This window comes from Desulfobaccales bacterium (assembly GCA_041648175.1).
Lineage (GTDB): Bacteria > Desulfobacterota > Desulfobaccia > Desulfobaccales > 0-14-0-80-60-11 > 0-14-0-80-60-11.
Genome location: JBAZPO010000013.1, coordinates 92423 through 110335, shown reverse-complemented (window position 1 = coordinate 110335; position 17913 = coordinate 92423). Strand labels below are relative to the sequence as shown.

Below are 17913 nucleotides of genomic sequence, written 5' to 3'. Positions count from 1 at the left end.
AGCCGTCATCCTATTTTTTGGGAGCTTAGGGGTGAGTTATGCCGCTGAAAAAGCGGTTGCCCCGCCTCCCCCCGCTCCCACCCCCGGGGAGTCCGACATAATCTTCAACGGGAAATTGTCCTGTTCCCTGAGACGGCAAGTCGATCTGCCCTTTAAGGGGATCATTACATCCCTGCGGGTGCACTCCGGACAACTGGTTGAAGCAGGCCAAATCCTGGCGACCTATCAACTGGCTCCGGAATCGCGCCTGATGATTCAACAGCGTCTCTCGCCGCCGCAAATTCCCGAAATGGAGACCAAACTGGCCGAAGTGGATCGGGGGCTGGTTCCGTTAAAATCCAAACAACAGGAACTTTCTCAGTTGGTCCAGAAACAGTTAGCCCCCGCCCAGAGCTTGGCCCAGTCCAATCGGGAAGTGCAATTTGCCGAGAAACAAAAGACAACTCTCCAGGAGAAGCTGCAAAAAGACCGCGAACTGGCCCAGCAAGACCGGGAGATCTTGAGTCGTTTGCTGGGCAGTTCCGTAAAGTCCGGCCAGGTTCCTCGGGAAGTAGCCCTGAAGGCACCCATAAGCGGCAATATCATCTGGGTTAATCCTGAAGTCCGAGTTAATGCTGAACTTCCCCCTCTGCCGGCCGCCTTTCAAGTGGGGGTTATGAACCCTATGCTGGTGCGAGGCCAGGCTTTTGAAATTGAGGCACTCCAAATCAAGGTCGGGGATCAGGCCGAGGTGACCCTGGACTCCTTGCCGGGACGAAAATTTCAGGCCAAGGTGAGCCGTATATCGTGGTCTCCCATTGCTAGCGGTACCCCTAGCATAGATCAGCCGGCCTACTATGAGGTTGAGTTAACGGTTCCCAACCCTGATCTGGCCCTGAAAGAAGGTCTGAAAGCTCGCATCGTCCTGCACAAATCCAAATAGAGGCCTATTGATGAGGTTAACCGGGGAGATTACGGTTTCTCCCGTTGAAGATAACGCGGCCTTATGGGAATTTCTCCGCCTGCCCTGGCGGATCTATCAGGGGGACCCATTCTGGGTGCCCCCTATTCTGTCTCAGCAGCGCGCGTTTCTGGACCCTCAGCGCGGGCCTTTCTTTGAAATCGGCGAGGCCCAGTACTTTATAGCCTTTCAAAACGGTAAGCCCGTGGGTCGTCTGTCCGCCCACGTTAATCGGCTTCATGACCAGTATCACGGACTTGAAACTGGTTTTTTCGGGTTCTTCGAGTCCATCCAGGACCAGGATGTGGCTAGGCGCCTCTTCGACGCGGCGGCTGACTGGCTGCGCGAGCGAGGCAAAACCCATCTGGTCGGACCGTTGAACTTTAGCATCTATGATGAGATGGGGTTGCTGGTGGAGGGGTTTGACTCCATGCCGGTCCTCTTTCAGACCCATAATCCCCCTTATTACGAGGGCCTCTTGACCTCGGTAGGGTTTGTCCCGGCCATGGACTGGCATGCCTACAAGATCACCAACCGGAATGTTGACCTGGAGGCGATGGAACGCCAGTATGCTAACATTATGCGTGGACAAGATATAGAGGTCGTGACCTATAATCCGAAAGAGGTTGACAGGCGGGCCGATGAAGTCTTTCACTTGTTCAACGAGGCCTGGGAACCCAATTGGGGCCATGTGCCACTGACCCGGCGACAGTTCGATGAAATGCTGGAACTGGTCAAGCCATGCTTGCGGCCAGAAATGGCCCACGTGCTTCTGGACCATAACCGTGTCGCAGGTTTTGGCATTAGTTTGCCAGACCTCAATCCACTCATCCGCAAATTAAATGGACGTCTCACTCTTTGGGGCAAACTCCGTCTCCTTTACTGGGCTAAGTATCGGCCAGTCCACAAGATCAGGGCCCTCGTAGTGGGGATCAGTCAACCTTACCAGCGTCGACGACTGCATATTGCCCTGATTTTGCGTGGCTATATTCATCTGGTGAAATATACTCCCTGTGAGATGGCCGACTTTTCCTTGGTCCCGGCCAATCTCAAACACTGGATCAAGGTTATCATGGCCCTTGGCGGCGAGCGTTATAAGGTCTTCCGCGTCTTTGAAAAACCCATCTGAAGCTTCAGATCACCAGGCCGGGCGGACCACGGCCCCATGGCCCGAACTGGCAGTGGCCCTGATGTCCGGGGTCATCTTTATTCTGGCGCACTTCCCCGCTCTAACCAATCCTTACATTATCAATGATGATGTTCGCCAGCAAATCTATTGGATGCAGCAGTGGCAGGACCCGGCCCTATTTGTGAGCGACTTCCTCACCGGCTATGCCCGGCAATACGTCCCCTGGGGAGTAAAGGGCCTCTATTGGGTGGCCTCCTGGGGGGTGCCACCGCTTTACTTTGCCAAAATTCTCCCGGGAATACTGTTCATCTGCCTGGCCGTTTGTCTCTTTAAGATCGGGACTGGCCTGGCGGGACGCCGCCTGGGTTGGATGATGGTGGCCGTCTACTGGCTGATGCCCTTCTTCCTGGACAACCTGGCGGGAGGCTTGGCTCGCGCCTTCGCTGCACCGCTCCTGGCCCTATTCTGGCTGGGCTGGCAGGAGGAGCAACCCGGAGTTATGGGCACGGCACTCATGCTTCAGGCCCTTTTCATCCCTTACATATTCATGGTCTCAGCGCCGGCGGTGCTGCTGGCCTGTCTCCTGGCGCGTTTTGGCAAAGACAGTCCCCCGCCTTTCCCGGCTTCAGCAGCCCACTTTGTGATCCTGGGCCTGGGAGCTGCACTAGTTTTCGCCATGAATCTTCAGTTCGGCACCGACGGTTACGGCCCTCTTGTATGGGCCCGGGAGATGGTCCACCACCCCGAGTTTTACGCGCATGGACGTTACCGCATCTTGCCAGAACCCTCGCTCCTATGGGAACTCGTCAGTCCCTGGGAATTCATTCCGCCATTCCGGGAATGGGGCCCGGTGGCTGGCGGCCTAGTCTGTGTGGCACTGTTGGCCCTGACGGTGGTAGGAGCGGGGCGGCGGGATTGGCGCTCCTTGTGGCAACGCCTCAAACCCGCCTGGTATCTGTGCCTTGCCTCCCTGGTCCTTTATTTCCTGGCTCGGCTCTTCCTGCTACAGTTATTCCTCCCCGACCGTTACCTCATATATACTTTGAACCTTTTTTATTGCCTGTTCTTGGCCTTGGGGCTACAAGCGGCGCTCCAGGTGGAGCGCTGGCCCCGCTATCTGGCAGTTCTGGCCTTGGTGGCGGCCGCCAGCCTGGGCGCCTGGCGCCTGGAAGGGGTCGGGCTCAAAGATTACTCGGCCTACCGCGCCCTTTATGACGCCATGGCCTCCACCCCCAAGGATGCCCTCATTGCGGGCCATCCCAATCTGATGGACACCATTCCCACCTTTGCCCGGCGCCGGGCCTTTGCCACCTATGAACTGGCCCACCCCTGGAGCCGGGGTTACTGGGCCAGGCTCAACCCTCGCCTGCATGATTTCTTTCAGGCCTATTATGCCGCCGATCCCCAGGTGGTGGTGGACTTTTGCCGGAAGTACGGCATTGCTTTTCTTATCGTCGATGATCGTCATTTTTCCCCAGCCTTCTTGAAGGGCGGCGACTTTCTCTTTCCTTATGACAGACCTTATGTCCCGGGAACCTCCCGGGGTCTGGCAGAGCAGGATCGGGTTCCCTTTTTTGCCCCGTTTGATGAGCAAATCCAGCAGCTAACGGCCGATCGCCACAATTTTGCCTTGCTTTCCGACCCCAAATTCATTAGCTTTCCCGTAGATCAGCATATCCGCGTTATTGATATGCGCCATTGGTTGACCCAAAACCATAACTCCCACACGCAAAACTAATTCGTGAAAACAGGAAAATATGAAGGTTCTTCTTATCCAACCCACGTTTTTGCCTTCTTTCTGGTCCATGGCCGAAACCTGTAAGCTTGGCAGCCACGAGACCTTGTTGCCGCCCCTGGGGCTCTTGACCGTGGCGGCTCTGTTGCCGGAGACCTGGAATTTCCGTTTGGCGGACTTAAACGTTCGCACCTTAACGGCTGATGACTGGCAATGGGCCGACCTGGTGATGATTAGCGGCATGATAATTCAGGGCGAGGGTATTCTCAGCCTGGTACGGGAGGCCAAAGACCGGGGCAAAACTGTGGTGGTGGGAGGTCCCTATGCTACCTCCCTCTCCCAAGAGGTGCTGGACGCGGGAGCAGATTTTCTGGTCCGGGGGGAAGCGGAAAACCTCATTCATAGCCTGTTGGCAGCCCTGGAGCAAGGGACCCCTGGAGTAGTGATCGAAGCGGCACAAAGGCCGGAGATGACCAGTTCCCCAATACCCCGCTTTGACCTGATCAGGTTTGACGACTATGCCATATTGGGAATCCAAACCTGCCGGGGCTGCCCCTTTGATTGCGAATTCTGCGACATCGTCAGCCTTTACGGCCGCATCCCCCGTTATAAAGATCCCGACCAAGTCATTGCCGAACTGGAAACCCTCTACCGCCTGGGTTGGCGCAGACAAGTCTTTTTTAGTGATGATAATTTTATCGGCAACAAGGATCATGCCCGGGCTATCTTGAAACGACTGATTCCCTGGATGCAGGAACACGGGGAGCCTTTTGGTTTCTGGACCCAAACTTCGGTGAATCTTGGACAGGACCAAGAGATGATCGACCTTTTGACTGCGGCCAACTTCGCTTTCGTCTTTTTAGGGGTGGAGACCCCGGAACCGGACATTTTGCGCGCGGCCGGGAAATATCAAAATTTGCGCAATCCCCTGGGGGAGTCCCTGGCCACGATCAACGCCAATGGGCTCAACCTGGTCGGCAGCTTCATCATTGGTTTTGATGGGGAACAGAGCGGCACTATAGATCGCATCACCCGGTTTGTGGAGGAATATGCCATCCCCTTAGTGATGTTAAATATCCTGGAACCGCTCCCCCACACCAGGTTGTGGGAGCGTCTGGAAAAAGAAGGCCGATTGCTCCACGGCCAGACCAGCGGTGATACCTGTGGTATGGGGTTCAACTACCTGCCCACCCGCCCTCGAGAAGAGATCCTGGCAGAATTCGTCCGGGGTATTGATCGCTTGTATGAACCTACCGCTTACCTCGCGCGCACTTACCGTTACTTCCTCAACATGCGGCCAACCCGGCGAGTCCTGGCATCTCAAGGCCAACCGAAGACGATCTTTAAAACCCAGTCGTCTCAAAGTCCCCCTGTCGCCCTCAGGGTAACGATAACAAAATTATTTACCCTGATAAAGCTCATCTGGCGTCAAGGGATTTGGCCGGCTTACCGATGGCAGTTCTGGAGACAGCTCCAGGGAATTTACCGGCAGAACCCCAGTCGAATGGTGTCATACATCATGGTCTGCGCCTTAGGTGAAAACCTCTTCGACCTGAGGAAAACGATTCTCTTAAAATGGAGCAGACGGACCTAGTCGGTCAGAAGCCCGGTGCAGGGGCCTTTCTCCAGCGATTGCCAATACACTGGATTAGTTGGCTTCCACGCCACCTGGAGGTTCACTAATTTTTTGATAGTGAGGGGAGTAGCCTGGCCGGGGTGAGGTCCTTACGCGAGTGAGATTGAAGCTCAATAGGCGTGACTGTCTTTAAAGCCTCGAAAGATGGTGAGGAGGATAATCTTCAAATCGAACCAGAGAGACCAGCGGCGCAGATAATCCAGGTCGTATTCCACCCGCTTTTCCATCTTTTCCAGGGTTTCCGTTTCGCCCCGCCAGCCGTTGATTTGGGCCCAGCCGGTGAGGCCGGGTCGGACCTTATGCCGTAACATGTACCCCGGAATGAGACGCCGATAATATTCGTTATGTGCCACTGCATGAGGCCTGGGGCCCACGATAGACATGGTGCCCTTAACGACATTGAAAAACTGGGGCAGTTCATCCAAGCTGGTGCGGCGTAAAAACTTGCCGAAGGGTGTCACCCGGTGGTCGTGCGAGGTCGCCTGGCAAATTTCCGGGCCATCTTCACATACTTTCATGGTGCGGAATTTATAGACTATGATCTCATGGCCATCCAGGCCGTAGCGCCGCTGCTTGAAGATTATGGGACCAGGCGACGACAACTTTACCCCCAAGGCGATGAAGAGGAGGAGGGGCGACACCAGGATGAGGATCAGGCTGGCAAGCACCAGGTCTTCAGCGCGCTTGACCCAGCCGTTGACCCCGAAAAATGGAGTTTCCCACAGGGCAACGAGCGGTATGCCGCGTAGATCGGTGAAGCTGGCCGATAACAGGGAGAAAATGAAGACATCCGGTACATAATAGACCGAGGCGGTAGTGTCCTGAAGGGCCTCCACCACTTCCCGGAGGCGGTCTTCGGCCCGCAAGGGTAGTGCCAGGTAGACCATGACGATCTCTTGCTGTTTGACAAACCCGATCATGTCGTCCAGGTTGCCCAACATCGGATAATCGTGGTGATCCAGGTGGATTGTCTCCGTAACCCGATCATCGAAAAACCCCAGGAGGCGCATCCCCAGCCAAGGCGTGTCCACCACATTTTTCGCCAGACGCCGCCCCAAGTCACCAGCGCCGGCTATGACCACAGTGCGGCTGTTGCGGCCTTGCTGCCGAAGCCACCGCAAGCCCCAATATACTTTTAGACGCAGCACCACCAGGGCCAAAGGAACCAGAGGTATCCAGGTGAGGAGAACTTTCCGGGAGAAGTGTTCAGAAGTTTTGGTGAGAAAGCCCAGGGTCAAGAGGATGGCGGCGATCACAATCCAAGCCAGAAACACCCGGCTCACCAGGCGCATTAAATTAGCGCCGCGCCAGGGTTGATAGAGCTGGGCGGCCCGGAAGACCATGATGGTTAAGAAAAAGGTGATCAGGCTAACCGCTTGCCATCTCAACCGAAAGGTTTCCCCATAGGCCCAGCAGACGAGGAACAACAGCAATACCACCACGATGCCGTCCAGGAGCCACTGCACCCGGGAGATGATCCAGCGGTATTCGTTGAAAATGCCTCGCCCCTCCAACACTCGTGACTCTCCTGGCTGACCGCATCTTAGGCGATAACCTTCCGCCCTTACCTTATCTCATCAGCGTCTAATCTGCACAAGCCTTATTCTTTGCCTGGTGCACCAGACCATAAAGCAAATCTTCCCAGGCTGCCATAATTTTATCACGACCCAGCCGGTCTTCGGCATAATTACGAGCTTTAATCCCCATTTTTCTCCTGATATCCCTATCCCCGGCCAGGGCCACGATGGCCTGGGCCAAGGGGCCGGCAGCTTCGGGAGGAACCAGAAGACCGGCCTGGGATTCCAGGGTAACCCGGCCAAGTTCAGTATCCGACAGGGCCGTGGCAATAAACGGTCGACCTGCGGCCAAAATGTTGCCCAGTTTAGAGGGCATTACCAGGTCCGAAGCCTTATGCTTCTGAACCACCAAATGGATGTTGGCTGCGGCCAACAGAAGAGGAAACCGCTCCTGCGATTGTAAAGGCAAGAAACGCACCTGATCAAGTGATAATTTCCGGGCTTGCTCCATCAGACGTTTCCGGGCAGCCCCCTCCCCTGCCAAAATATACCGGAGGCCGGAGTTATGGCGGGTCAGGCTGGCTGCCTCCAGGATAACTTCCAGCCCCTGTTTCTCTCCCATGTTCCCGGCGTAGAGGACTATAACCTCGTCCTTAAACCCCAATTCCTGTCTCAAGGTATTTTTGCGGTTTCCCGGTTTGATGTCCTCCAGGTCGGCCCAGTTGGGCAGGAGATGCACGCGTTCCGGTGGCGCCCCCTTATCAATAATTCTGGCTGCCATGGCCCCGGAGATGGTGGTCACCGCTTGGGCGCGAGTGAAGAGGAAGCGCTCCAGGCGCTCCAGGCAGGCGAGGAGGAGCGGCTGGCGGATAATGGCCAATTCCCGGGCCGCATCCAGTTGCAAGTCCTGGACATGAAAGATAAAAGGAACTTGCCGGCGCCGGGCCAGAAGCGCCGGAACCAGCCCTGATTGGAGCAGGGGACAGACCGCCAGGACCGCATCCCAAGGCCGGGTCCATAGGGCAGGCCACCAGGGCAGACAACTGGCCCCGAAGGAGAGTTCATGGAGCACCCGGCCTTTGCCGGTCACCCGGGTGGGAGCATACAAGGGTGCCCGCAACACCTCCACTCCGTCCAGCCATTCCCGTCGCCAGGCCGGGTGACGGTATGCGGGCGGCACCCGCCAGGACGGATAATAGGGCGGCGCGGTGAGGACAGTGACCGCGTGCCCCCGGGACTGCAACCAGGCGCCCAACTCTCCGGTATAACGTCCGATTCCCACGAACTCCGGGGCATAATTGATCCCGTGAATCAGGAGGCGCAGCCCCATCATTCAACCTTTGCGGGGTGACCGCATCACCTGGTTACTCCGGCCGGTTGCTCCGCCCCAGGCTATTTTCTCCCCTGTCCTGCACGGAATCTTGGACAAGAGTCATGGCCTCCTGGGTTTTATGGGACGACAGGGGTACCCATAACTCACCATCCCCGGGGGCATATCACGAAATACGCTGGAACGGGCACCGATGACCGCATTGTCGCCTATGGTAACCCCGGGGGCCACAAACACATCGGCGGCGATCCAGACGCCGTTTCCCACCGTTATGGGTTGGTGCCTGAGCTTGAAACGTGGATTATGATAATCATGCGTTGCTGTGCACAGAAAGCTTTTTTGCGAAATGGTTGTATGCTCGCCGATTTTTATCGGCGCGATGGAATAAAGCCAGGCATCGTCACCGATGGCCGAATAATCGCCGATCTCGATGCGCCAGGGATAATGGAGCCGCGCCCGAGGACGCACTCTCACCGCCTCGCCAAGTTTACACCCGAACAATTTGAGTAACCAGCGCCGAAAACCGTAGCACGGCACGGGAGAAAATCGAAACAAAGTCTCCTGGCAGCAGTTCCAGAGGAATACAACAAACTTGGGGCGTCCATAGTCAGACCCCGAAGGGTCATAGTCGTTAAGACGTAAGAAGGACTTTGATGCGCTCATGGTCTCCTCGGAAGTGTCTGAAGCTTCGTTCCGTCTCAGGCTGACACATCCTTATATTTTTGGGACATGGGAGAGTTAGGGTCCCGCAATTCCTCCAACTTGAGACTGATCTGGTATTCGTAGAAAGTGTGGAGCAGACAGAAACGAAACCCCATGCGCCCATCCAAGAAGCCCAGCTTAATGAAGTACATCCAGATAAATTTAATCAGACCCCGGGCCGGCAAATACCGATAAGCCAGATTTTTCAAGAACCTCCGGCGTTCCGGCCCCTTGGCCAGCAAGGACGCAGGTAATCCCTGGGGCTGGTGCGGCGCGGTCAAAGTCCGGTAGGCCTCCACGGCCTCCAGACTGGAGTAAACGTTGTGGCGGTCAAAATAACGCTCGATCCCTTTGTAATCATAATGGATGAGCGGGTTCTTCAGATAACCCGGAGGTCCGTCCAGGAGAATGTGTTCGTGGACCAGCCGTGGTTCATAGCGCCCCCGCCCGCGCCGCAACAGACGCATATTCCAGTTGGGGTACCAGCCGCCGTGACGGATCCAGGTACCGGCAAACCAGTTTTGCCGGGCCAGGTAATAGCCGTGGTGTTGGGGTGAACCTGCAACTATGGTAATCTCCCGGGCCAGCTCCGGGGTTACCCGTTCATCGGCATCCACGATCAAGATCCAGTCATGCTTAAAATCAAGGTGGTCCAGTGCCCAGTTTTTATGGGCTGAGAAATTGTCAAATTTTCGCTGCACCACGCTGACACCCCGCTTGCGGGCAATGGTCACGGTGTCATCATCGCTGCAGGAGTCCAGGATTATGCAGTCATCGGCCCAGGAGACACTGTCCAGGCACGCACCCAGGTTGCGCTCTTCGTTCTTGGTGCAAATCAACACTGATATGGGAGTCTTGCAAGAGTCGATGATCATGGCTTCCCGTTCGTGGCCAGGGGAATCTTAAGCCTCAAGGTTTTTAGGCGATGCTGGTCAATGATCTGGGCATAGGCGGCCGCCAGGTTTTGGGCAATGCGGGGCCATTGAAAGCGCTCCTGCACCAGGGTCCGGCCATTCAACCCCATCTGCCGGGCTAACTCCGGCTGGGCCAACAACTCGAGGATTTGTTCGGCCAGGGGACCAGCGTCACAGGGGACCACCCGGCCAGCCCCGCCGGCTTGCACTTCCCGCCAAATATTGACTTTATCGGAAATGATCACCGGCAAGCCCGCGGCCATGGCTTCAATTACGGCGATGCCGAAATTTTCCGAATAGGATGGCAGGACGAACATGTCGGCATCCCGCAAAACCGCCAATTTCTCCGGCCCCAGGAGCATGCCGGTGAACGTGGTGCGGCCCAAAAGGCCTGCCTCACTTAACCAAGCACGGACCTTATCGCCCCACCCCTCATTGTCGGGTCCGGCAATTACCAGATGGACGTCCTGCCGTTTACGGGCGACGGCGCCAAAGGCCTTGACCAGAATATCCAGGCCTTTCTTAAAGTTTACCCGGCCGAAAAAGAGAATGATACGTTTATCGGCGAGTTCGGGATGTCGGACTCTAAACCGGCCCGGCTCCGGGAGCAGGGCAAGTTCAGCGCTGTCGAATCCCAGGGGCACCACCAGGCCGGGGGTTTGGAACGTGAACGGGGAGGCCAGTTCCGCCTCTTCCGCCGTAGTGAAATGGAGGGCAGCGGCCCGGCGGATATTCCGGTGCTCAAACATAATTTCCATGAGGCGTTTGCGCCAGCGGTGCCGCCGGTAAATAAAGGGGTCCAGAGTCCCCTGAGGACGCATCAGATAGGGAATCGCATATTGGCGGCAATAGTAGCCTGCCACCAGGTTGTGGAAGAGATAAAGGGAATGGAGGTGCACCAGGTCGACAGCCGGAATCTTCTGCCGCAAAGCCCGCGCCAGAGGGAGGGAAGTGCCCCAAAAGCGCGGAGGTTGAATGGGAAAATAGTGGATTGCCACGCCATCCCGGTGCACCGGGCTATCCAGGGGCACCGCCAGTTCTTTTGGCCCGTCCTGGTTGGTGGTGTAAATGCTCACCTCATGGCCCAACCGGGCCACGGCCCTGGCCATTTCCCAGCAGGCTTTGGAGGGGCCCCCGTAACGGGGAGCCAGATTGGCAATCACATGAAGAATTTTCATAATTTTGTTGGGGGCTCGATCCTAAATTGGACCCGTGACCATAATCTTCGCCGCTGTGCCCCTTTAAAAATGTACCAACTTTTTAAGTTGTTTCAACTGCTCCAGTCCCAGGATATGACGAGGAACCGCCCGCAGCCACCACACCAGGAGCACAAGAAAGACCAGGGGGGCGAGCCAGGGAATAACTATCAGGATAAGGAGACTCCCAATATAGGGTACCATTTCGGTGGCGAAAAACTTGAAGGAAAAACAACCTTGATAACCCCGCAGCAGATAAGGCACAAACCAGAAAGGCAGGGCCATGTCCCCGATGATCATCGCTAACACGATCCCCGGCAGCCCCCAGTGTTGTCCTCCCCAATAAGCCAGGGCAACGGTGAGAAGCGAGGAGACGGCCAGCATCTTGGAAAAAGTGTGATGCCGGTTGGTGGCCTGCAAGGGATGGCTGCAGGTCAACCAGAAGATGAATTGCGCCATATAGATCAAGAACAGATCCATCAGCGGCTGCTGGAAAGGCACGGTCTTTCTCAACCAGAAATGATAAATGAAGCCCCCGTAGAAATGCAAAATGGTTATAAAGAAAATCGAGCAGATCAGGGTCGATCGCAAGATCAGCCGAAAAAGCAGCAGAAATTTATCAGTATCCTCCTGGGCGTCCAATCGGGTCATCTCTGGCCAAGCAGCATGGGAGACCTGCTCAAAAAAAGAGCGGATCAGGTTGACAATGGTACGCATGGTAGAAAAAAGCACGACCTGGACCGGCCCCAAGATCATCCCCACCACCAGTACGATCCCTTGAATAGAAAAAGCCTGGCTGACCTGAATGAGGAAAAAATGGAGGCTGGGCTTAAGGAAACTCAGGCCTAAGGAAAAATCGGCCCCCTTCAGAGAGAGTAGATGAAATTGCGGGAACTTCCGGTTGAGATCATAGAGGGCCATGGCCGCGATGATTCCGTAAGGAATAATTTGCAGCAGGGCAATGGGGGCCATACCCCAACCCAGCCACAACCCCCCGGCCACCAGCGCAAAACTCAGAAACTGCATGAAGTTGAGGAGCATGACCCCCCGGGGCAGCATTTCCACGGCGAAATAAACCCTTAATAAGATGCCCTGAGGCAAGGAGACGACGAACTGAAAGGCCAACAAGGTCAGGACCAGTATGATCGTGCGGTGACTGGTCTGGCTGATGTGGAGAAAGGCCGCGGGGTTGAAGCAGAAAATCATCGTGAGGAAGATAATGAGCACCAGCAAGGGGATCGCCAGGAATAGGGCCAGGCCGGTGTGTAAAATCTTACGGAAGAGTTCCTGATCCCGGTGCGCGTAGGCCTGGGTCAGGCGATTGCCGATATATGTCGCGCCCCCCATATCCGTTATCGCCAGGTATGCGACCATGGAAGAAAGCAGGAGCCACTCCCCATAGATATCCGTGCCCCAGGCCACCAGGAACAACGGCACCAGCACGATTCTCGAGGCGATATTAATCATCTGCCCCAAGAAATTGGCCCCGATGCCTTGGCATAGCCTTTTTAACATATCAACGGCCCGGTAATGCCTCTTTCGAATGTCTTGGTTTATACGCTTCCAAACAGATCGAAAAATAAGGCCAACGCATCAGACTGGTCACGAACCGGTCGAAGAGCGGCGGCAGAAAACGTAAAGGTAAAATTGTGGCCCAACCAAATAATGGATGCAACTTGGACACTACTCTCTGAATAAAAGTTATTTTCTGACTTAAAAAACCGCTACAGTATGATATATCATCAACTAATAGATTTGTCTGAGCGCAAAGCTCATATATCATTGCCTTAGTATAACCTCTTCTTACATGACCTCCGTCCTCAATTTTAGAAAATGGGCCTTTGTCTCCAGACGTAATAGGACGATAGAAAAAGTTAGGAGTCGTCAGTAAAAGACGCCCACCCGGCTTCAAACACAGAGCTATATCAATAATTAGTTTCTTATCATTTATAATATGTTCAATATTTTCGAAACAGACAGCCACATCAAATTGGCCTAAAAGGTCTTCTCGGCTGGCTAACTTGCGAACATCAAGAACCTCAAATTTGGCATTATCGGCTTTGCATATTTTAGCTCTTTCCCCCGCCAAGCCTTGATTACGCTCATCCCAGCTTAAACCCAATACGTCATACCCTTTCAACGCCGCTCCAATTGAAAAAGCACCGGTTCCGCAACCAATATCAATAAGTGTCTCGCTGTTCTTAGTTTCAGGTAATCTCTTTTTTAACCAGAGCCAACGATCTGTAATCAGAGTGTCGCCATGAATAAAATTCGCACGAAAACCCAATAATCTAACCAGAATAGATTTATCCATCATTTGGCCTCCAATTTTTCGATCGATAATAATAAAATCCCAGACAGCATCGATCTATTCAACCTAATAAACCATTTTTCCTGAATTAGCCAAGTCCGGCCTATCCCCCAATAGTTTATGGTATGCTGCGAAAATTTTCTCCCCATAATCTGACCAAGTAAAACCGGTTTGCACCCTCTGGCGGGCTGACTCCCCCAGCGCGGCGCAAGCAGCAGGATGTTCATAGCAATAAAGGATTTTCTCTTTGAGGGCTTCCACGTCCCGGATTGGCAAAATGAACCCGTCCTGCCCCTCCCTCACGATATCAGCGCCGCCCGTATTTTTGGTACAGATCACCGGCAAACCGCAAGCCATGGCTTGGGCCTGTACCATGGCCAACCCTTCTTCGATGGATGCCAGACAGAATATCGTACCTTGGGAGTAATATTTATACAATTCTCTTTCCGGAAAGGGACCTTGGTGACGGATGGACGGCGAGGCCCATTTGTGCCAAAAAGGCATGATCTCGTCGGTCATTGGGCCGACCAACCACAATTCGGCCCGGGGCAGGTTTAATTCAGCAAACGCCTGTAATAAATAATGAACACCTTTTCTGATGCTGATTGCGCCGCAGAAAATAATTCTGAATACTTTATCGTTTTTGGGGGCAGGATAGAAATTCGTCAAATCAACGCCATAGGGAACATGGATGAGCCTGGCTTCAGATATCCCCTGCTGCAAAAAGGTCTCTTTAACAAATTGCGAAGGTACGGCAATAACATCCGCCTCTTGGTATTCCTGCAATTCCCGCTCGACGACTTTGGGATGCACTACCGTCTTTCTGAGGCCGACCCGGTCATATTCTTCTTCCAATATCCTTCTCTGGTAAAGCATGTGGCTCGAACCCCGTTCCAGCACTGTTTTGGCCCCCAGCCAGCGGGCCCGCCGCAGAGAATAGAGGGAGCAACCGCTTAAGCCCACAAAGATATCGCTTCCGTCCATGATATGTCTCGAGGCATGACGGTCGAATAGTTCAAAGATCATATGTTGCGGATTGAATATGGATTCAGTAAATTTATTAATTTTCCGCCAGGATCGATTATGAATCTCATGAATCAGAAGCGACTTGATATTTTGGGGATTGATCCCATATTTGGCAGCTTCAAATTTGGGATAGCTCGTGATCAACCGGGTAAGAGAGTTATGATCCTGCAGTTGTTTGGCAAGATGGAATAAATGAAAACGCCCCAAAACGCTTATAGTAACTCTCACAAACGCATAACCCCATCATGGTTATATTATACTATTCGGACTCAACTAATTCATAAAGGCTGTTTTTAACATTTTCTGCAAGTTACTCTCGTTGAAAATACCGTTCTTTAGACACCGTGCCCTGCCCTTTTCGGCGATATCTCGGCGCATGTCTTCATTCTCAAGAAGCTTATGGCATTTTTCAATACATTCGGTTTCGTTGCTCCAGTAAACCGCTTCAACATCCTCCTGATATAACTGCAGGTGCTCAGAGGTGCGTTCGGCGCAGAATAGACCCCCGCAATAGGGAATTTCAAAAGTTCTGGTGGTATGCAAATCCCGATTCCCTTTGGACAGAAGCCCCAAGGAAATCTTGGCCAGTTGGATGGCTTTGATATAGTCATCACCATAGATGGCAGGGCCTTGCCAGACGGATTTCAGGATGGACCACTCCGGCGCTTTTTGCCAGCTATTACCATAAATTGCCAGCGGCAGGCCTGCCTCCACCAATGCAACCAGAAACGGGCCTCGTTCGGGCATCCCAGTGCCGATAAACAGGATTTCATGGGGAAAGCGCAGCCGGTCCTGTGGGGTTATTTCTCGCGGACCATCCAATTCATCCACCGCCATGAATACCTGCAAGACCTTTTTGGCCCCCCGGTTGTAGGCTTCAGGCACATTGACCGGCCGCACCACGGCCAACAGATCATAATAAGGCACAGCTTCGAGATATAACCGCCATTTTTTTTTATCCCGGGTGCCAAAGGGATCATCATTATTATAATTAATAATAAGGGGCGATACCTTCCTTAATACACTTAGGACATTACGTCCGATTAATTCTCCGTTATCGACGAAAGTCACGTCGAAACCGCGATTTTTAATAATCGGAGCAAGCCTTTTCTTGAGATAACTTTCGATTAAGGGAGCCCCTGCGTAATATATTAATCTTCCAACAAAATTTTTAAAAGGGAACAGGCTATAAGGATCAATCGCCATAACTTCATGGCCGAGGCGTTTCAAGGCATGGGCTCTTTTTAAGGCGTTGCCGCCATTGGCCCCGAGAAACAGAACGTGCAATTTGTCTTTCATGATTGCCGATTTTACCTATTTCTCTACTACAAATGCCAAGGCTTGCTTAAGGCCGGCGACATCCTCTTCTATGCCCCATGTTTCAATGATTTCCAGGCTTTTTTGACCCATGGCCCGACACTTTTGCGGATCGCTCACAATGTTCAAGAGCGCTTGCCGGAGCCCGTCAATGTCTCCAGTTTTGAAGATATACCCATTTTCCCCGGACCGAACCAGATCGGGGGCGCAGCCCACCTGATCACTCACCACCACAGCCCGACCCGCGTTCATTACCTCATTAATTACCAGACCCCAGGGTTCGAAAACGGAGGGTAACACCAAAACATCGCACAGGTCATAGTACCTGGGGAGCTCGGTCTGATTCTTGAACCCCAGGAACTTAATGGAACGCCAATTCACGGTCCTGGCCCGGGCTTCCATAGTTGCTCTCTGGTCGCCGTCACCGATAAACAAAAGGTAAGGATGGGGTTCTTGAGCCGGATCAGGCGACATCTGCAGGTAGGCCTCCAGCAGGTCGGCGCCGTGTTTCACTTGCGACAATTTGCTGGCATAAAGGATGATAGGCCGGTCTGGCTCAAGCCCAATTTCCCACCGCAGAATCTCCCGCTCCGGGGAGGCCGCTTTGGCTTTATCGCGGAAAAAGCGATTATCCACCGCATACGGCACTGGGAAAATCCTTTCCGGGGCAATGCCAAAAGATCGATAATACGCCGCATTGAGTGTGCCAATGGCCAAAAATCCATCCACGAGGTTCTTGAGCATCAGGAAGAATAATCTCTTTGCCAAACGCTTAAGTCCGCGGCGAGGAGTGCTGAGCAGCGTGGCCTCATCCCGCACCAGCACCTTGAGCCCTCGCATTTTGGCCCAGGCCATAGCGAGCCAATGGAACCAGCGATTATAACCATGGACCCAGAGAATATCAAAATTGACCGGGTTCAGACGCCTGGCTAATCCGTAATTAAAAGGCCTCCAGAACGACAGCCGATCTCGCCTTCCTGCGGCCGGAAGGATTTCATACCGGTAGCCCTCGGTCAGCGGGACATCCCACGCAATGATTTTTCTGAAACAGGGGTCGAAATAGCTTTTCAATGAAAAATCGCTGCAAAAGAACACCGTCAGATCAATGCCGGGCTCCGCGGCAATCCGGCGCAGCAGGGGAGCCTGGTACTGGATCGGATGGGTCACCAGGTAAGCCAAGCGGATTTTAGGCTTCATGCCCTTTCAGGGTTCGAAGTTCATCTTCCACCATCAAGGTGATGACTTCTTTCATTTTATGTTTGGCCTGCCATTGCAAAGTTTCCCGGGATTTCCGGGGATTGCCCCGGCTGATGGCAATATCAGTGGGCCGGAATAAACCGGAATCCGAGACGACATGCTCACGCCAATCCAGTCCCACCCGAGCAAAAGCCGCAGTCACAAATTCCTCTAAAGAATGGCTTTCACCCGTGGCGATCACAAAATCATCCGGTTGTTCCTGCTGCATCATAAGCCACATGGCGTTAACATATTCCGGGGCCCAACCCCAGTCACGCTGGATGGCGATATTCCCCAGTTTGAGTTTCTCCCGGCCTCCGGCCGCAATACGACAAGCTGCGCTCACAATTTTTTTGGTGACGAAACGAGCCGGTCTTAAGGGCGATTCATGATTGAACAAAATCCCGGAACACGCAAAAATATTATAGGCCTCCCGATAGTTGGCCACTTCCCAAAAAGCCGCGGCTTTGGCCACGGCATAAGGGCTGCGGGGGCGAAACGGCGTCTGTTCATCGGCCGCGTCGGCAATATCTCCAAAACATTCTCCGGAACAGGCATTATATAATTTTATGGGTTTCCCGGTGAACCGGATAGCTTCCAGGAGGTTAAGGGTGCCCACGCTAATACTCTCCAGGGTTTCCACCGGCTGCTGAAAAGAGAGGGCCACAGAGCTCTGACCGGCCAGATTGTAAATCACATCCGGCTCCACTTTGATGAGTGCTTGCAGGACGCTGCGAAAATCACTGAGAGCTACGGATTCCACTTCGATCTGGTCACGAATCTTGAGCCGAACTAAATTTCCGAAGGACGATATCTGGGCATCGCGCGAACTCCCGACGACTTGATACCCTTTAGTCAACAGGAGTTGAGCGAGATAAGCCCCATCTTGTCCCGAAATCCCGCAAATAAGCGCCTTTTGCATGA

General features: G+C 53.7%; 15 protein-coding genes. 4 read left to right on the top strand and 11 right to left on the bottom strand.

Features of this window, described 5'->3' with window-relative positions; all coding sequences use genetic code 11:
- The first annotated feature begins 31 nt into the window (after positions 1-31).
- From WC600_12905 to WC600_12890, 4 genes are read left to right on the top strand one after another with little or no spacing between them, the layout of a single operon-like run.
- Entirely contained in the window at positions 32-922 is an 891-nt protein-coding gene (locus tag WC600_12905) for an efflux RND transporter periplasmic adaptor subunit (protein MFA4903628.1), read from the top strand.
- 10 nt (positions 923-932) lie between these two features.
- Positions 933-2069: a GNAT family N-acetyltransferase gene (locus tag WC600_12900; GenBank protein MFA4903627.1), complete on the top strand. Its 1137-nt coding sequence runs from the start codon at positions 933-935 to the stop codon at positions 2067-2069.
- Entirely contained in the window at positions 2053-3807 is a 1755-nt protein-coding gene (locus WC600_12895; GenBank protein ID MFA4903626.1) for a hypothetical protein, read from the top strand. Before WC600_12900 ends, WC600_12895 begins: the two co-directional genes overlap by 17 nt.
- Positions 3808-3826: 19 nt before the next feature.
- The gene (locus WC600_12890) at positions 3827-5398 is read left to right on the top strand and encodes a B12-binding domain-containing radical SAM protein (protein ID MFA4903625.1); all 1572 of its coding nucleotides are present in this window, start codon (positions 3827-3829) and stop codon (positions 5396-5398) included.
- A 152-nt stretch (positions 5399-5550) separates the two neighbouring features.
- On the opposite strand, the gene WC600_12885 is transcribed toward WC600_12890, so the two are convergent.
- The 11 genes from WC600_12885 to WC600_12835 all read right to left on the bottom strand — a co-directional run bounded on the left by WC600_12885 (position 5551) and on the right by WC600_12835 (position 17911).
- Complete coding sequence (locus tag WC600_12885) at positions 5551-6957, bottom strand: undecaprenyl-phosphate glucose phosphotransferase (protein MFA4903624.1); 1407 nt, start codon at positions 6955-6957, stop codon at positions 5551-5553.
- 67 nt (positions 6958-7024) lie between these two features.
- Positions 7025-8290: a WcaI family glycosyltransferase gene (locus WC600_12880; protein ID MFA4903623.1), complete on the bottom strand. Its 1266-nt coding sequence runs from the start codon at positions 8288-8290 to the stop codon at positions 7025-7027.
- A 99-nt stretch (positions 8291-8389) separates the two neighbouring features.
- On the bottom strand, positions 8390-8950 hold the full coding sequence (locus WC600_12875) for a WcaF family extracellular polysaccharide biosynthesis acetyltransferase (protein ID MFA4903622.1): 561 nt from the start codon (positions 8948-8950) through the stop codon (positions 8390-8392).
- Between the two features lie 35 nt (positions 8951-8985).
- Positions 8986-9864, bottom strand: coding sequence for a glycosyltransferase family 2 protein (locus tag WC600_12870; GenBank protein ID MFA4903621.1), 879 nt, complete (start codon positions 9862-9864; stop codon positions 8986-8988).
- Positions 9861-11081 (bottom strand): glycosyltransferase, encoded by a 1221-nt coding sequence (locus WC600_12865; GenBank protein ID MFA4903620.1) that lies wholly within the window; start codon positions 11079-11081, stop codon positions 9861-9863. Before WC600_12865 ends, WC600_12870 begins: the two co-directional genes overlap by 4 nt.
- Positions 11082-11144: 63 nt before the next feature.
- Complete coding sequence (locus WC600_12860; protein ID MFA4903619.1) at positions 11145-12614, bottom strand: hypothetical protein; 1470 nt, start codon at positions 12612-12614, stop codon at positions 11145-11147.
- Between the two features lies 1 nt (position 12615).
- Positions 12616-13416, bottom strand: a complete 801-nt coding sequence (locus WC600_12855; protein ID MFA4903618.1) for a methyltransferase domain-containing protein — start codon at positions 13414-13416, stop codon at positions 12616-12618.
- Positions 13417-13476: 60 nt separating this feature from the next.
- Positions 13477-14265, bottom strand: a complete 789-nt coding sequence (locus tag WC600_12850; protein MFA4903617.1) for a glycosyltransferase family 4 protein — start codon at positions 14263-14265, stop codon at positions 13477-13479.
- A gap of 444 nt (positions 14266-14709) precedes the next feature.
- Positions 14710-15735, bottom strand: coding sequence for a glycosyltransferase (locus tag WC600_12845; protein MFA4903616.1), 1026 nt, complete (start codon positions 15733-15735; stop codon positions 14710-14712).
- A gap of 15 nt (positions 15736-15750) precedes the next feature.
- Complete coding sequence (locus tag WC600_12840; GenBank protein MFA4903615.1) at positions 15751-16950, bottom strand: glycosyltransferase family 4 protein; 1200 nt, start codon at positions 16948-16950, stop codon at positions 15751-15753.
- Positions 16940-17911, bottom strand: a complete 972-nt coding sequence (locus WC600_12835) for a GDP-mannose 4,6-dehydratase (GenBank protein MFA4903614.1) — start codon at positions 17909-17911, stop codon at positions 16940-16942. The genes WC600_12840 and WC600_12835 overlap by 11 nt, the downstream gene beginning before the upstream one ends.
- Positions 17912-17913: the final 2 nt, after the last annotated feature.

Coding starts and splice junctions, on each gene's coding strand:
- WC600_12840 (MFA4903615.1), bottom strand. CDS start 16,950: ATGAAGCCTAAAATCCGCTTGGCTTACCTGGTGACCCATCCGATCCAG.
- WC600_12845 (MFA4903616.1), bottom strand. CDS start 15,735: ATGAAAGACAAATTGCACGTTCTGTTTCTCGGGGCCAATGGCGGCAAC.
- WC600_12865 (MFA4903620.1), bottom strand. CDS start 11,081: ATGAAAATTCTTCATGTGATTGCCAATCTGGCTCCCCGTTACGGGGGC.
- WC600_12835 (MFA4903614.1), bottom strand. CDS start 17,911: ATGCAAAAGGCGCTTATTTGCGGGATTTCGGGACAAGATGGGGCTTAT.
- WC600_12900 (MFA4903627.1), top strand. CDS start 933: ATGAGGTTAACCGGGGAGATTACGGTTTCTCCCGTTGAAGATAACGCG.
- WC600_12880 (MFA4903623.1), bottom strand. CDS start 8,290: ATGATGGGGCTGCGCCTCCTGATTCACGGGATCAATTATGCCCCGGAG.
- WC600_12855 (MFA4903618.1), bottom strand. CDS start 13,416: ATGATGGATAAATCTATTCTGGTTAGATTATTGGGTTTTCGTGCGAAT.
- WC600_12860 (MFA4903619.1), bottom strand. CDS start 12,614: ATGTTAAAAAGGCTATGCCAAGGCATCGGGGCCAATTTCTTGGGGCAG.
- WC600_12890 (MFA4903625.1), top strand. CDS start 3,827: ATGAAGGTTCTTCTTATCCAACCCACGTTTTTGCCTTCTTTCTGGTCC.
- WC600_12875 (MFA4903622.1), bottom strand. CDS start 8,950: ATGAGCGCATCAAAGTCCTTCTTACGTCTTAACGACTATGACCCTTCG.
- WC600_12870 (MFA4903621.1), bottom strand. CDS start 9,864: ATGATCATCGACTCTTGCAAGACTCCCATATCAGTGTTGATTTGCACC.